We start from the raw sequence: 15,227 nt of genomic DNA, 5'->3' as shown, positions 1-15,227 counted from the left end.
TTCTAACGATCATACGATTTGCACAGATTCGACCTTGCAAGCCTAACAGCTGAGTGACTGCTCAGCTGTTTCTTTTTTTCATTCAACCTTATAAAAGTCAAAATAGTTTCATTTCGATCAAAATAGCGTTACAGCAAGCAAAAGTATATTTTGTACAATGGTAGCATCAAGTGTCAAGCGAGGTGGTTAAATGGACAATAGCCAACAAGTAAAGGTGAAGCGACGACGAAGCTCGATGCAGACGAAAGAGACAATCGCAGGCTTCATATTTGTAACGCCGATGCTTTTGGGCGTCAGCTGTATGGTTTTGCTACCGATATTAGCAGCTTTCTATATTAGCTTTACCGAATGGAATATGATCAGTGGAATTAAAGGAATTAAGTGGATCGGCATAGATAATTTTGAGAGACTGGTGGAGGACAAGAAGTTTATTCGTGCCCTGAAGAACAATTTCCTGTTTTTGTTTACTGTCCCCGCATATATGATTATTTCGCTGTTTTTAGCTATCATCATTAACCGCTATGTTTACGCAAAATCGTGGTTTAAGGTAATCTATTTCTTGCCGTATATTTCAAGTGTTGTTGCAGTAGCAACCGTATGGCGTGTTTTATTTCACCCATCTGTAGGTCCAGTTAATCAGTTTCTTATGACGTTAGGCATCGATGACCCGCCGAAGTGGATTGCTGATCCGCAATATGCACTTATTTCCGTTATGATGATTTCGGTATGGATATCGATTGGCTTTAATATGATTGTTTATTTGGCTGGACTACAGTCGATCCCGAAGGATTTGTACGAGGCAGCTGAGATTGATGGTGCAGGCGGTTGGTACCGGCTTACACGGATCACCATTCCATTGCTATCACCAACAACCTTTTTTCTACTCATTACCGGCATTATTTACACATTCAAAGTATTTGATCTCATCGCCGTTTTGACGCAGGGCGGACCTGCAGGCTCGACGAATGTAATGGTATGGAGCATTTATGAATCGGCTTTTGTAAGCTTAGAGGTCGGCTATGCCTCTTCGATGGCGTTAGTGCTCTTTGGCTGTATTTTGCTCATTACGATTATCCAGTGGATTGGTCAGAAAAAGTGGGTGAACTACTAATGAGAAAAAAAGAAGTCGCACTTAAAGGAATCATTACAGTGTTGATGGCTGTAGTAGGTATTCTATTTCTTCTACCCTTTGCTTGGATGCTGTCTGCATCCTTTAAGCTAGAGGGTGAGGTGTTTACGTATCCTATTCAATGGATTCCATCAGAGTGGATTGGCTTTCGTAACTACGAGGAGGTATGGTTCGGGAAGCATCCATTCTATAAATACTATTGGAATTCGATTAAGGTAAGTGTAGCGACAACCATATTGTCATGCACAGTATCTGCACTTGCTGCCTATGGTTTTTCTAAAATTAATTTTAAGGCGAGCAAATGGCTGTTTTTTATCGTGCTAGCAACCTTTATGGTGCCGCAGCAGGCGATACTCGTTCCGCAGTTTATTCTGTATCGTATGATCGGTCTTTTTGATAGCCATCCTGGGCTAATTCTACTGAACGGCTTCAGTGTATTAGGAACGTTTATGCTGCGTCAATTTTTCATGGGGCTGCCTAATGACTATATTGAATCTGCCAAAATCGATGGAGCGGGACATTTTCGGATATTCGCTAAAATTGCATTGCCACTCATTACACCGGCTGTCGCAACCTATGCCATTCTTCGATTTATATGGACATGGAATGATTACCAGAATCCCTTCATCTTCTTGCGTACAGATGCGCTTTATCCGATCCAACTTGCGATGCAAAAGTTCACCTCGATTAATGGCGAGTTCTATTCTCTAATTATGGCTGCCGCAGTTTCGGCTATTGTACCTTTGCTTATTCTGTTTGTTATTGGACAAAAAAGAGTGCTTGAAGGTATTGCTCTTGGTGGTATAAAAGGATAGTGCTGGCGCAGCAAGAAGTAAAAATAGTGCTACAAAAAGTCAATTTACATGAATCGAGTTGCAGGGCATCATTGGTAAAATGAAGCTGTAATGATATTAAAGCGTTTACAAGGAGGGTTAAGATGAAACAAGGAAAGTTTAGTTTATTGATGGTCCTTATACTCATTGCTAGTTTGCTGGCAGGTTGCTCTAGTGCAAATAATAACCAGACTAACAATAATCAGACAAACAATAACAATTCTGAACAGACGCCGGCTACAACTACAGAGACAAGTCCTGAGCCTGCAGCTACTGAGGAGCAGCAGGAGGAGGTAACGTTAAAGTTTCATACACATGGTACCGAGGCTCAATATAACTGGGAAGAGACGATAGCTGCTTTTGAGGAGGCTTTTCCACATATCAGCATCGACCTCATCCTATTAAGCGAAAAGGGTGACACACAGGAAGCAACGCAGAAGCTAGACCTAGCAGCTGCTTCGGGTGAACAGCTTGATATTTTAATGTTTAGTGATCCAGCATCGTATGCACAGCGTGTTGGACTAGGAATGGTTGCTTCCATTGATTCCTTTATCTCAGAGGAAGGCTATACCGTTACGAATGAATATAAAGTAGATACAGTGATGAATGGCAGCTACTATGCACTGCCAGGTAAATTTAATCCATGGTATGTCATGCTTAACAAGGATCATCTTGATGAAGCTGGACTAGATGTTCCTACCGATTGGACCTGGGATGAATTTGCACAATATGCGAAGCAGCTTACCACGGGTGAAGGAGCAGCTAAACGTTATGGGACGTATTTCCACGGTCCACAAAATGGCGGCTGGATGGAATATATGCGTTTAGCGCTTGCTAATCGAGCGGATAATACTGATTTTCTTAAGGGAGATGGCAGCTCGAATTTGGATGATCCGATGTTTAAGCGCACATTAGAGCTGCGTGTACAGATGGAAAGAGAAGATGGCTCTTCAACACCATATGCAGATATGCTGTCGCAAAAATTGCATTATCGCACACAGTTCTTCAATCAATCAGCAAGTATGGTTATGATCGGAAGCTGGATGAACAGTGAGCTTGGTGGTACGGAGCAGAACCCACTTAATCACCAAGTAGCAATTGCCCCTATTCCAAAAAACAATGCAGCTGATGAGATTGGCTACACGATGGTGACGACTGATTTTATGGCTGTAGCTGAACAATCGAAGCATAAGAAGGAAGCTTATCAATTTATTCGCTGGTATACGACAGAAGGTCTAAGTAAATATGGCTTGAATATTCCATCTTGGAAGCAAATCTCAGATGATCAGCTCGGTACGATTATTGATAATATACTGAGCGTCACGTTAAGCCCTGAGAAGGTAGATAAAGAATCACTTATCCATGTATTGTCGATATCCAAGTCAGGAAAGATCATTCCGCCGGTAACGTATCAGGCAGAAGTTTATAAAGCAATCAATGAGGAATATGAGCTTATGATTCTAGGCTCGCAGGATCTAGATACGACGCTGCAGAATATGATTACAGAAGTGCAAAATATTATCGACAACAATCAATAAATGGATTACTATGTTCCTTAAGAGGCGGCTCATCCGCCTCTTTTATTGTAGAAGGGGGAGTGTTCATGCAAGGGAAGTGGATGCAATGGATAACGGATGGAGCGTTTCGTTATAAATTAATTGCGGCTTCTATTGCCTGTTTACTTATTCCTACCCTTATTACGTTAATCGTATCGAATGCGCTTACGCGAGAAACGGTGCGACAGCAGGTTTCTTCCAGTGCAGAGGATCAGCTCCAGCTTATTAATAGCAATTTATCGAATGTATTCCGCTATATGCTCTACATATCTAACTATATACTCGTTGATCCAGAGATGAATACGATCTTGAAGGAACAGGCTGCTGGGAAACAATATAGTGGGGAAAATGCGGAATATCGAGAATTTGCTGATCGCTATACCGTGACGAATAAAATAGATAATATTTCGATGATTGGAGAAAAGGCGTATGTCACGATACTGCTGCCCAATGGAAGATATTTTACGAATTATCCGGTAGAAGAATATGATCCTAAGCTGCTTTTTCAGCAGGAATGGTTTAAGCAGCTAGAGCATTTGAAGGGATCAGAGCTTTATTGGGTAAAGACTCATCCCTCTCCTTATCTATTCGAACGGACGAAGCAGCGCTCGCAGCTGTCAGTAGCAAGAACATTACGCAGCGCAAATATGAGGATTTATGCTTATGTTGTCGTTACGGTAACGGAAAATTATATTCATCGCATGTTCGAGCAGACCAATGCAGAGGTAGAGGTTATGCTAGTTGATGAGCAGCATTCCATCATATCTCATATCGATCAACAAAGACTAGGTGAGCGCCTAGATTATTTGGAGCATATTGGAGCAGAATCGACCATTATCCAGCTAGCGCAAAAGGATGTATTAGTCACTCAGACTAATACAGAGGTCGCAGGGTGGAGACTTGTGTCTCTTATTCCATATGAAACAGCAATTGGAGAAATTAATCGTAATTTTAAGACGGTTTTTTTACTTCAAGTGATTGTATTTATTATCTTTCTCCTTCTATTAATTGGCTTAATTCGTACGTTTACGAGGCCTTTAGTTAGGCTAGGCAGAGTAGCCCGTATCGTAGAGCGAGGTAATCTAGAAGTGCGATCTAATATTCGAGGACGCGATGAGATTGGCCGCCTAGGCAACTCCATCGATCAGATGCTAGATCGGATTAAGCAAATGATTACGGAAATTACAGCTGAACAGATGCGCAAGAGAAAAGCCGAATTAGCGATGCTACAGGCACAGATCAATCCTCACTTTTTATTCAATGTACTGAACTCAATACGTATGAAGGTGCTGTATAAGGGAGATAAGGAAAGCGCAGAGATGCTCTCGTCTTTATCGCGCTTACTACGAATGACCATTGATCGTAAGGATGAAATGATTACATTGCATGAGGAAATTGTAACAATTCTCGATTATATGAAGCTGATGAATATGCGTCAGAAGGAAAAGGTAGAGCTGAAGCTTGAGGTGTCATCTGAAGCGATGATGGCTAGAGTACCGCGTTTCTTGCTACAGCCTGTTATCGAGAATGCAATGATTCATGGTTTACAGCAAAGAGCAGGCACGATCACGCTTATCGCGAACGTTGAGCATCACTTCGTAAAAGTTTTCATTCAGGATAATGGCCACGGAATTGATGAGGATTCGTTGTCAGCCTTACGTTCAAGACTTGCTCAAGCAGAACCACCTAGTGAGGAAGATAAAGGGAAAGGCCTATCTAGCTTAGGACTTGCAAACGTTTACGAGCGTTTATCGATACTTTTTGCGGAGCAGTTTGAATTTCGCATTGACAGCAGCGCCGCAGAGGGCACGACCGTTACAATGTTGATTCCATACAGAGAGGATGAAGCATAGATGTACAGTGTCATGCTGGTAGATGACGATTATCCTGTATTAGAGCTGCTATCGGAGATGATTGCTTGGGAAGAGCTTGGCCTTCAGCTGGCTGGCATTTATGAGAATGGATACGATGCATGGAATGCTGCACAGCAGTCTATGCCTGATATATTAGTGACGGATATAGGTATGCCTAAGATGAATGGACTTGAGCTGATTCGTGAGCTGAAGGGGGAGCGAAGAGAGCTCAAGGTCGTTATTCTATCTTGCCACAGTGAGTTTCATTACGCCAGAGAAGCGATGCAGCTGCAAGTGCAGGATTATATTGTGAAGGATACACTAGACCCTGACGATTTACAGCGGATTATGCAGCGCTTTGCTTATAGCTTAGCTGAAGAAAAACGTTATCATGATGAGCAGAAGCAAATGAGATTGCTCATTAATCGTTCGCGGGACGCACTTAAAACAAAATGGCTGCAGTCAGCAGTGCAGCAGCCTTACTGGAATGCAGATGAGTGGAAACGTGAGTTAAACGCATTAGGACTGGCATTAGACGATAAACAAGGTGTAATTGCTGCCATTGGCAGACTGGTTGATTACCGCACGGCAAAGCAACGCTTCCATTCTGAGCATTCTCTTAGCTTTGCGGTAACGAATGTGCTGGAGGAAGCGTTGCAGGTCACCTCTTACGCGAACGAACTACTATTAATACCGAGTCGACAAAATGAATGGGTATTGCTATATAGCTGCTCATCTTGCTTGAAGGTTAATGCGTATGATCTGCTTCGAAATTGTTTGTTACAGCTGCAGCAAGCAATAAAAGGCTCGCTTAAGCTGTCGATAAACTTTGTAATAGGCAGTCTATGTGATCTGAATACGACTGGACTCAAGCAGTCCTTGAACCAGCTAATGGAAGACCGATATTGTCACTTTTATATGCAGCCAGCATCAATCGCCTCGCTGCGATCACTGACCACTCAACCTAACGATATCTTTGCCGTTTATGATAAAGCATGTCAGCAGTTTTCAGAATGTATAATAAAGCGTGATCATCGGCAATTGCTACAGCTGATTCAATGGTGGATCGATCACATCGCAGCGGAGCGTTATGAGCCGGAAAACGTTAAAGACTGGCTGTTAAAGCTCGTATTAGATATTCGCTTAAAGCAGCATTCAAGAACGTATTTCCGAGCTGCTCAAACGGTAGAGTATTTGCACCAGGAGGTTAACGAGCTCGGTTCGCTTACAGAAATCCACAAATGGCTGTTAGAGCATATGGAGCTTATGCTGAATGTCGAGGAGGAACAAGCAAGATCACAGCGTAAGGAAGTGATGGATGCATATCAATTTGTAGAGGCTCATATGGATCAGCGTATTGGTCTGGAAGATATCGCGGAGTACTTGCATCTCAATGCCAGTTATTTCAGTAGATTATTTAAGAAAGAAACAGGAGAAACCTTTATTGAATATGTCATCCGAACTAAAATGAAGCGAGCTAAGGAGCTTCTTGATCAGACGACACTATCTGTCACGGCAATATGCGAGCAGCTTGGCTATGATAATCCGAGCTACTTTAATAAATTGTTCAAAAGCTGTCAAGGCATTACGCCAACGGAGTATCGACATAAACGCTAACTGAACATTTTTCGGTTAATAGTTGACAACATTTTTGAGATTCAGCTATACTGTCTGTAATCTAAATAATTCATACTGTGAAAGAGCGCAGTAGCAGCTTTGTCTCTGTTATAGAAAGTCAGGGGTTGATGGAACCTGATACATGCAAAGACTGTGAATTACACTCTGGAGTACTTGGGTAACGCCAAGCGGAAGAAGCGAACGATATCTCGCTCAGAGTGGCATAGTAACATACTATGCAAATTGGGTGGTAACACGGTAAGCATCGTCCCTTTGTCTGCACTGCAGATGAAGGGGCTTTTTTATTGCAATAAAAAGAAAGAGGAGTGGTAAGAATGAACATTATCGATGAATTAGAATGGCGTGAAGCGATTAACCAGCAAACAGACGCGGAAGGGTTACGTAAGCTAACTAGCGAGAAATCAATTTCTTTATACTGCGGTGTTGACCCAACCGGCGACAGCATGCATATCGGTCACTTGATTCCATTTATGATGCTGAAAAGATTCCAGCTTGCAGGACACCGTCCCGTTATATTAATTGGCGGAGCAACCGGAACGATAGGTGACCCAAGCGGTCGTGCTTCTGAGCGTTCCTTACAGTCACTCGAGCAAATTGAGCAAAATGTTAAAGCTTTAACGGAGCAAATGAAGAAGCTGTTCGTAACTGATGGAGACAATCAGGTGCGACTCGTGAATAACTACGATTGGATTTCGAAGATTAATGTTATCGAGTTTTTACGTGATTACGGTAAAAACTTTAGCATCAACACGATGCTTGCCAAAGACGTTGTATCCAGCAGGCTCGAAAGCGGTATTTCCTTTACTGAATTTTCGTACCAAATTCTTCAGTCGTTAGACTTTTTGCATCTATACCAGCATGAAGATGTTCAGCTGCAAATCGGTGGCTCTGATCAATGGGGGAATATTACCGCTGGTCTAGATCTGATTCGTAAAAAAGAAGGTGCAGATACAGAGACTAAAGCATTTGGTTTAACGATTCCACTAATGCTGAAATCCGATGGAACGAAATTTGGTAAAACAGCTGGCGGTGCAATCTGGCTTGATCCAAATAAAACGACACCATTTGAATTTTACCAGTTCTGGGCAAATACAGATGATCGTGATGTTATTAAATACTTGAAATACTTCACCTTCCTAGGCAAAGAGGAAATCGATGCTTTAGCTGAGAAGGTAGCTACAGAGCCGCATAAACGCGAAGCTCAAAAAGCACTTGCTGAAGAGATGACTCGATTTGTCCATGGTGAGGAGATGCTTGAGCAAGCGAAGCGCATTACTGCCGCATTGTTCAGTGGAGATATCAAATCCCTAACCGCTGATGAGATTGAGCAGGGCTTTAAAGAAATGCCGACTTTTACGGCAAGCCGTGAAGAAAGTAATCTTGTCGATTGGCTTGTTGAGCTCGGTATCGAACCGTCTAAGCGCCAAGCACGTGAAGACATCACTAAGGGTGCGATCATGCTGAATGGTGATAAAGTTACAGAGCTTGATTTTGCAGTTACAGCTGATCTTGCAATCGGTGGGAAGTTTATTATTATTCGCAAGGGTAAGAAAAACTACAGTCTTGTTAAGCTTGAACAAAACTAATATGAGGAGATGTGTACACATAGCGTACACATCTTTTTTTTATAATGATCTTGTAACAGGAACACAATAATAACGAACGATACGTGAGAGGTCTGGGGTGAGAAGGATGAAACGCACACTGCTACTTGTAGAGGATGATGTGCATTTAAGGGAAATTATTAGTGATTATTTTATTGCCGAGCAATGGTCTGTTGTGGAGGCTGAACATGGAGTTATTGCGATAGAGAGGTTTGATGAGCAAGTATTTGATCTCATCATTCTTGATATAATGATGCCGCTGCTTGATGGCTTTTCAGTGTGTCGTCATATAAGAAAGCATTCTGATGTGCCAATCATTATGATAACAGCAAGAGTAGCTGATGATGATCAGGTCTATGGCTACGAGCTAGGTGCTGATGAATATGTCACGAAGCCGTTAAGTCCCAAGGTGTTAGTTGCCAGAGCAAATGCATTAATAAAAAGAGCAGAAGGAATGATTGGTTCTGATGATGATCAGCTAACCTTTGGACAGCTATCGATTAGGCCTCGATCACACCAAGTGAAGGTCAATAGAGAAGAGGTGCATTTGTCTCCGAAGGAATATGAGCTGCTCCTCTATTTCATAAGACATCAACTTAAGGTGCTAAGCCGAGAGCGGCTGCTAATTGCGATATGGGGTATGGACTATGAAGGTGATGAGCGAACGGTTGACACCCATATTAAAAAACTTAGAGCCAAATTAGGAACCGAAGGACGCTTCATCAAAACCGTCATTCGTGCAGGCTATAAATTTGATTCGTCGTTATGAAACGTCATTCAGTAGTACGTAAGCTCTTTATTATTACTTCGTTCATTATTATTGGTTTACTTACGATAGTCCTTATGTTAGAAAGCTTGTTTTTTGAACGATTCTACAAATCAGTTAAGCAGCACGAGCAAGAGACAGCGATAGTGAAGCTGATAGATGAAGTAGAAGCTCTGCAGTCTAATGAACAGGAGATTGCTTATACGATTGGAAGGGCGATGAATGAATACGACGCTAGTATTGCACTACTTAATGAAGATCTCAGTGTAAGGCCGTTGGATGTTTACTTCATTCATTTGCAGAGTGGTACGCAAATCATTAAGGTGATGATCAATGAAGAGGGTATGCGATACGGTGAGTTACCGAGCGGTATCTCTCAAGGGCAAACATTGGTGGTTGACGGGATTTTTATGGATCAGCACGATACCGTTATGCATCCTATTAATTTTAATCCTGAAGCCTCACAGCCTGAGCCTGGCTTAGTACGTGTGAGTGGAACAATTAGTAGACTACTATTGCCAGAGCAGCGCTCGTACAACCCGCTGTATCAGGATTTGCTTATTACAGATATGATCCAAGATTGGAACACAAGTGAACCTGCTGCTACCAGCAATCCGAAGCCATATGTGACTACGGAATGGATAGATTCATGGAGTGGTGTCACCTATATTGCTACATTAGGCAAACTAGAGGCGTCCAATACAAGTATTGTGATGATGGAATCGCTTCAACCAGTCAACGAAGCCATTGCGATGCTGCGTAAGTATGTGATGGTGCTGTTTCCTTTCATTGTCGTGATCGTTATTATACTAGCAGTAATGTATTCACGTTATATTGCAAGACCTTTAGTTAAAATTAATGGTTTTGCAGCTCAATTAGCACAGCTGCAGTTCTCTGGAACACCACCTGTTCAATCACGTGATGAGTATGGTGAGCTTTCGAGTCACCTTGTCACATTATCACATAATTTGGAGCGAGCGCTTGAAGAAGTTAAGCTAAGAAATGAACAGCTCCAAGTTGAAATCGATCATAAGATACAGCAGGAGGAGCTGCGTAAGGAGCTTGTTGCAAATATTGCTCATGAGTTAAAAACTCCGCTTTCGGTAGTGAAAGGATACGCTGAGGGCTTGCAAGATGGGATTGCAGCACATAAGCAGGATGCATATCTTGCTCATATCGTACGCGAGACCGATGTGATGAATGAATTAATTATGGATTTATTGGAGCTATCCAAATATGAAGGCAATGCGATCAAGCTCAAGTTAGCCAATATTAATCTTGTAGAGCTGTTGCAAGCTGAAGTGCAAGCCTTAGCGATTCATCTAGCGAATAAAGCATTAAAGGCCAATATTGAAACGTCAATGCTAACCGAGCCATATGTTGTAGGTGATTATAAACGGTTGAAGCAAGTAATTGTCAATTTACTAAGCAACGCAGCTCGTCATGCTGATTCAGGTTCAACAATAACCATTACCGTTAAACCTATCGATGCCGGAAGGGTTAAAGTAACCATTTATAATGAAGGACAGCCTATTTCAAAGTCGAATCTGCAGCGGATATGGGATAAGTTTTACAGAGTAGAGCAAGCACGAGATCGACGATCAGGAGGAACTGGGCTAGGTCTTACAATCGTCAAACATATATTACTTCTGCATCATAGTGAGTTTGGTGCAGTGAATCAGTTAGATGGCGTAGCATTTTATTTCACACTAAAAGAAGGACGTGTAGAAGATGATGATAAAAACTAAAGTATTCATTGGAATAACTGTACTAGCATTCGTGCTTGGCGGATGCGGCAATGCTAATAACGGAGCAAATAAAATTAGCTCGGAACCAACACCAACACCTACAGCACTAGAACAGCATGATGACGTTAGCAATGAGGAGCTGCTCATTATTATTGATCAGACGGAAAAACCGATTGAGGGTGAGAAGGGTAGCTTTGATTTTGTTGTTAAGAAACGCCCTGAAGGCTATGCCTTGACGACGATGGAGTGGAGCTCGGCTAATCATCACGTCGAGAATAGCTTACAGGAAGCGATTCAGCATGGTGCGGATGGAGAGGATGGCTTCTACATTAGTGGCAATGGACAATTTATGGGCTTTTTCTATGACAGCTCTTTAGCTGGAGAAAAAGGAGAGGTTACCTTTACGTTCAGTAATGAGCAAGGCGATGAAGTGAAGTGGAGCAAGGAAATCACATTACTTTAGGCTGAATCTAGCTAGAGGAACAGTAAAAAGCGCACTGATTGGTCATACTAACGATGACTAATCGGCGCGCTTTTTAAGTTTTAGTCATAAAGATAATTAACGATTCTGACGCAGCTTATAATGCACATGTGCAGTATACAGCATCTTTTCAAAAAGTGGATGAAATACCGCTTGATGCTGAATGGCTGCAGGCTCGAGCATCAGTGCTTTATTGTTATCAATCTGCTCGGTGATCTTTGCTTCCAGCTCTTTTAATGAAAAGGCTTCGTAGAATTCAACTTTTGTTTCTAATAAATCAAGGCGAAATTCCATAAACAATCTCCTTCGTTCATTAAATGTTCAAAATTCAATTTATTTTACACAGCGTTTTCGTGTACACTGACTATAAACAAGAAAGGAGGGGGAGAAATGTCTGATATACCAACGTCGGCATGGGTTTTTAGCATTGTAATTATTGCCCTCGTTACTTGGGTCACGTTATGGGTCACAAAAAAGGCTTATTCAAAAAAATGGGATGAATCTGATAAGAACGAGATACAGTAACTGCTGCTACCTGCAGCAGTTATTTTATTTTAGCGGAAGTTAATAAAAGTCCCGCTTTGATCACGATGTAGTACTGAACGCATAATCGACATCGAATTTTGAATTCAGCCGGGTCTTCCAGTGCTCACGTACATATTACGTACGCTGCGCTCCTCAGCCCCTAGCTTTATCCAAACTTCTTGGTGCTGAAAACGGTACTTTTTTAACTAGATTTAATATCACTAAACAAAAACTCACTAAACAAAAAAACTTCCTCGCCGACGGCAGAAGAAGCAATGTTAAAAGTGGTGCCGCCTAGAGGACTTGAACCCCCAACCTACTGATTACAAGTCAGTTGCTCTACCAATTGAGCTAAAGCGGCTCGGTATAAAGTTGAATCGGATTGTGTTACAATGGTGCCGCCTAGAGGACTTGAACCCCCAACCTACTGATTACAAGTCAGTTGCTCTACCAATTGAGCTAAAGCGGCACGTGTCGAACACAAAAAGTATTATCACATAAATAAATAAAATAATCAACCCCTCTATTCAAAGATTAAATTTTCCGAAAATTCACTATCAGTGAGCATTAAAAAAGACTATGCTGATCACATGAGATCAGGCATAGTCTGTTGTCTGTATAGTTATTAAGCTGTTTCTTCGTTTGTTACTTCAACACGCTCATTAATTTGCATTTCTATTTTACGAATTCTGTTTTTACTTGTTTCGCGTACGATAAAGGTTAAGTGTTCATATTCTAGCGTTTTATTCGCTTTTGGTTCTTGAAGGTTGCTATACACCCATCCCCCGATGGTTTCAACCTCTTCTTCCTCGAAGGAAACTCCAGTCATTTCTTTAATCTCATCGAGCAAAACCTTACCATCAAGAAGGTAGCAGTTTTCATCAAGCAGCTCGATTTCCTTACGTTCATCAGCATCGAATTCGTCTCGAATTTCACCGACGATTTCTTCAATAATATCTTCAATTGTAATTAATCCCGAAGTTCCACCATATTCATCGACTAGTATAGCGATATGAACGCGCTCCTGCTGCATGCGCTTCAACAACGTTTTAACTGGTGTAACCTCAGATACGCTTAATACAGGATGAATAAGCGATTTAATATCGAAGCTATTACCTTTCGTATACTCTAAAAATAGTTGCTTCGTATTAATCATACCTACAATATTGTCCTTGCTTTCCATTGCAACAGGAAAGCGAGTGTATTGCTCACGGCGAATGATGTCCAAATTCTTCTCAATCGAATTATTTGTATATAGACAAATCATATCCGTACGTGGCACCATAATTTCTTTAGCTAACAGCTCATCAAATGCGAAAATTCGGCTCACATACCCATACTCGGTATTATTGATTTTACCGCTTTGAAAGCTCTCATTCAAAATAATTTGAATTTCTTCCTCTGAGTGAGCATCCTCATGCTCCTTGACTGGCTGAAGTCCGAATAGTCTGACAAGTCCGTTTGCTGATCCATTCAATGTCCAGATAAAAGGATACAACAGCTTATAGAACCATATAAGCGGCTTTGCTATTAGGAATGAAATTTGCTCTGCTTTCTGTATTGCCCACGTTTTTGGAGCTAACTCACCAACAACAACATGAAGAAATGTAATGATGATAAATGCAATCCCGATCGATAATGGATGACTAAGTGAATCAGGCATACCCATGTTATGAAATACTGGTGAGAGAATGGCTTTCACTGTTGGTTCACCTAAAAAGCCCAGACCTAAAGCGGTGCAAGTGATACCTAACTGACATGCAGATAAGTAAGCATCCAGATTACTTGTAATTTTTTGAACTGATGCGACACCCTTCTTTCCTTCTAGCACAAGTTGATCAATTCGACTAGAACGAATTCTTACGATGGCGAACTCCGCTGCGACGAAAAACCCAGTCAAAAAAATTAGTAAAGCAATCATGAACAACTTCAGACCTATGTCCATTTGTAATTTTCACTATCCTTTTTATATATATTTTGGTGCTTATATTATACTATATCGAAAATATGAGTTATCTATCAACCTGAGAAAGCTTGTGAAACGGTTTATATTACGTTATAAAAAGCATCAAATGGTGATTAGAAGAAGCTAAAGGCGCTATTTTGCCCTAAAACCCTATAGTTTTCGTTCAAAAGCTTCGTTTTCTAGATTTGACTGGTTAAATTTTACTGTAAATTCCAAGTGCGTGCGATCCACTATACGTATGTTATAATTATGTATAATCAGTATTCATTTTTTATATGTAATGGTCGATATATTACATAATGTACAGTGTCTATTCATATTGAATAACGCTTGAACTCCTCTAGAAGTGAAGACTATATTATGGAGGTATATTAGTGGAAGCAAACGATATTAGAGCTGTAATGCAGCAGCAGCAAACCTCACAGCTCGATTACTATACAGGAAAAAAGGTTGCTAAAACAAAGGACAATGCAGCATTTGATAAGCTATTGCAGCAGTCTGAGCAGAAGGTATGGGATCCAAAACTAGCAGATACGGCTCAAGATGATAACGAACGGGTTATTTGGGGGTATCTGCAAGCCAGTGGAGTAAGTCATGTGCAAAAATTCGGCGAATACGAAGCAAGTGCTGTTCATATCGGTACTGCCGCGGCTGCACAGACAGCAGCGCCATTAGCTAAAGCCTCTGCGATTAGCAGCTTTGATGCTTTGATCGAGCATGCTGCGAGCAAGTATGGAGTAAGCGCAGATCTGATTCAAGCGGTTATTCAGACAGAATCCAACTTTAATCCAAATGCTGTGTCGTCAGCAGGAGCAAAGGGTTTAATGCAATTGATGGATGGAACCGCAAGAGGTCTAGGCGTGACTAATTCCTTTGATCCGCTGGAAAATATTGAAGGCGGTACGAAATATTTGGCCATGCTTCTTAAGAAATATAATGGAAACGAATCGATCGCACTTGCAGCGTATAATGCAGGTCCTGGGCGTGTTGATCGTCTAGGGATTTCAAATGCTTCTGAGCTTGAGCAAAAGCTTCACCTATTGCCAACAGAGACTCAGCGCTATATTAGCAAGGTCAAGGCTATATTGGCATAACTTAGAAACGGGAATACGATATTTCCACAGAAGT

At 41.4% G+C, this 15,227-nt stretch carries 13 protein-coding genes, 2 tRNA genes and 1 other annotated feature; of the genes, 11 read left to right on the top strand and 4 right to left on the bottom strand.

Annotated elements, in window-relative coordinates; genetic code table 11:
- Nucleotides 1–190: 190 nt before the first annotated feature.
- From M3180_RS02905 to M3180_RS02865, 9 genes are all read left to right on the top strand, one after another.
- The gene (locus M3180_RS02905) at nt 191–1,111 is read left to right on the top strand and encodes a carbohydrate ABC transporter permease (protein WP_251665713.1); all 921 of its coding nucleotides are present in this window, start codon (nt 191–193) and stop codon (nt 1,109–1,111) included.
- Nucleotides 1,111–1,944, top strand: a complete 834-nt coding sequence (locus M3180_RS02900; protein WP_251665712.1) for a carbohydrate ABC transporter permease — start codon at nt 1,111–1,113, stop codon at nt 1,942–1,944. Before M3180_RS02905 ends, M3180_RS02900 begins: the two co-directional genes overlap by 1 nt.
- Nucleotides 1,945–2,066: 122 nt before the next feature.
- On the top strand, nt 2,067–3,500 hold the full coding sequence (locus M3180_RS02895; RefSeq protein WP_251665711.1) for an extracellular solute-binding protein: 1,434 nt from the start codon (nt 2,067–2,069) through the stop codon (nt 3,498–3,500).
- A 65-nt stretch (nt 3,501–3,565) separates the two neighbouring features.
- Nucleotides 3,566–5,371, top strand: coding sequence for a cache domain-containing sensor histidine kinase (locus tag M3180_RS02890; RefSeq protein WP_251665710.1), 1,806 nt, complete (start codon nt 3,566–3,568; stop codon nt 5,369–5,371).
- Complete coding sequence (locus M3180_RS02885; RefSeq protein WP_251665709.1) at nt 5,372–6,988, top strand: helix-turn-helix domain-containing protein; 1,617 nt, start codon at nt 5,372–5,374, stop codon at nt 6,986–6,988.
- 68 nt (nt 6,989–7,056) lie between these two features.
- Nucleotides 7,057–7,264: a binding site (T-box leader), on the top strand.
- Nucleotides 7,265–7,323: 59 nt separating this feature from the next.
- Nucleotides 7,324–8,595 carry a tyrosine--tRNA ligase gene (gene tyrS, locus M3180_RS02880; protein WP_251665708.1) on the top strand — a complete coding sequence of 424 codons (1,272 nt, stop codon included), beginning with the start codon at nt 7,324–7,326 and terminating at the stop codon, nt 8,593–8,595.
- A gap of 106 nt (nt 8,596–8,701) precedes the next feature.
- Nucleotides 8,702–9,382 carry a response regulator transcription factor gene (locus tag M3180_RS02875; protein ID WP_251665707.1) on the top strand — a complete coding sequence of 227 codons (681 nt, stop codon included), beginning with the start codon at nt 8,702–8,704 and terminating at the stop codon, nt 9,380–9,382.
- Entirely contained in the window at nt 9,379–11,127 is a 1,749-nt protein-coding gene (locus tag M3180_RS02870) for a sensor histidine kinase (protein ID WP_251665706.1), read from the top strand. Before M3180_RS02875 ends, M3180_RS02870 begins: the two co-directional genes overlap by 4 nt.
- The gene (locus tag M3180_RS02865) at nt 11,111–11,590 is read left to right on the top strand and encodes a hypothetical protein (protein ID WP_251665705.1); all 480 of its coding nucleotides are present in this window, start codon (nt 11,111–11,113) and stop codon (nt 11,588–11,590) included. The genes M3180_RS02870 and M3180_RS02865 overlap by 17 nt, the downstream gene beginning before the upstream one ends.
- A gap of 96 nt (nt 11,591–11,686) precedes the next feature.
- Here M3180_RS02865 and M3180_RS02860 read toward each other — a convergent pair whose 3' ends face one another.
- Entirely contained in the window at nt 11,687–11,902 is a 216-nt protein-coding gene (locus M3180_RS02860; protein ID WP_251665704.1) for a DUF2536 family protein, read from the bottom strand.
- A gap of 96 nt (nt 11,903–11,998) precedes the next feature.
- Here M3180_RS02860 and M3180_RS22680 point away from each other — a divergent pair, with 96 nt between their 5' ends.
- A complete protein-coding gene (locus tag M3180_RS22680; RefSeq protein WP_285855558.1) occupies nt 11,999–12,133 on the top strand; it encodes a hypothetical protein in 135 nt (44 codons plus the stop codon).
- 285 nt (nt 12,134–12,418) lie between these two features.
- On the opposite strand, the gene M3180_RS02855 is transcribed toward M3180_RS22680, so the two are convergent.
- The 3 genes from M3180_RS02855 to M3180_RS02845 all read right to left on the bottom strand — a co-directional run bounded on the left by M3180_RS02855 (nt 12,419) and on the right by M3180_RS02845 (nt 14,078).
- A tRNA-Thr gene (locus M3180_RS02855) sits at nt 12,419–12,494 on the bottom strand.
- Nucleotides 12,495–12,526: 32 nt separating this feature from the next.
- Nucleotides 12,527–12,602 (bottom strand) — tRNA-Thr (locus M3180_RS02850).
- Between the two features lie 156 nt (nt 12,603–12,758).
- Nucleotides 12,759–14,078: a hemolysin family protein gene (locus tag M3180_RS02845; RefSeq protein WP_251665703.1), complete on the bottom strand. Its 1,320-nt coding sequence runs from the start codon at nt 14,076–14,078 to the stop codon at nt 12,759–12,761.
- A 395-nt stretch (nt 14,079–14,473) separates the two neighbouring features.
- On the opposite strand from M3180_RS02845, the gene M3180_RS22675 reads away from it, so the two are divergent.
- Complete coding sequence (locus M3180_RS22675; RefSeq protein ID WP_340837083.1) at nt 14,474–15,193, top strand: lytic transglycosylase domain-containing protein; 720 nt, start codon at nt 14,474–14,476, stop codon at nt 15,191–15,193.
- Nucleotides 15,194–15,227 lie beyond the last annotated feature (34 nt).

This window comes from Paenibacillus camelliae, assembly GCF_023715345.1.
In the GTDB taxonomy this organism is placed as follows: Bacteria; Bacillota; Bacilli; order Paenibacillales; family Paenibacillaceae; genus Pristimantibacillus; species Pristimantibacillus camelliae.
Note: the sequence above shows the minus strand (reverse complement) of the source record. Positions and strands in the feature narration are given on the sequence as shown.

Bases quoted from the DNA above. Each gene is read 5' to 3' on its own strand.
- M3180_RS02875 (WP_251665707.1), top strand. From the start codon at position 8,702: ATGAAACGCACACTGCTACTTGTAGAGGATGATGTGCATTTAAGGGAA.
- M3180_RS02895 (WP_251665711.1), top strand. From the start codon at position 2,067: ATGAAACAAGGAAAGTTTAGTTTATTGATGGTCCTTATACTCATTGCT.
- M3180_RS02885 (WP_251665709.1), top strand. From the start codon at position 5,372: ATGTACAGTGTCATGCTGGTAGATGACGATTATCCTGTATTAGAGCTG.
- M3180_RS02905 (WP_251665713.1), top strand. From the start codon at position 191: ATGGACAATAGCCAACAAGTAAAGGTGAAGCGACGACGAAGCTCGATG.
- M3180_RS02860 (WP_251665704.1), bottom strand. From the start codon at position 11,902: ATGGAATTTCGCCTTGATTTATTAGAAACAAAAGTTGAATTCTACGAA.
- M3180_RS02845 (WP_251665703.1), bottom strand. From the start codon at position 14,078: ATGGACATAGGTCTGAAGTTGTTCATGATTGCTTTACTAATTTTTTTG.
- tyrS (WP_251665708.1), top strand. From the start codon at position 7,324: ATGAACATTATCGATGAATTAGAATGGCGTGAAGCGATTAACCAGCAA.
- M3180_RS02900 (WP_251665712.1), top strand. From the start codon at position 1,111: ATGAGAAAAAAAGAAGTCGCACTTAAAGGAATCATTACAGTGTTGATG.
- M3180_RS02870 (WP_251665706.1), top strand. From the start codon at position 9,379: ATGAAACGTCATTCAGTAGTACGTAAGCTCTTTATTATTACTTCGTTC.
- M3180_RS02865 (WP_251665705.1), top strand. From the start codon at position 11,111: ATGATGATAAAAACTAAAGTATTCATTGGAATAACTGTACTAGCATTC.
- M3180_RS02890 (WP_251665710.1), top strand. From the start codon at position 3,566: ATGCAAGGGAAGTGGATGCAATGGATAACGGATGGAGCGTTTCGTTAT.
- M3180_RS22680 (WP_285855558.1), top strand. From the start codon at position 11,999: ATGTCTGATATACCAACGTCGGCATGGGTTTTTAGCATTGTAATTATT.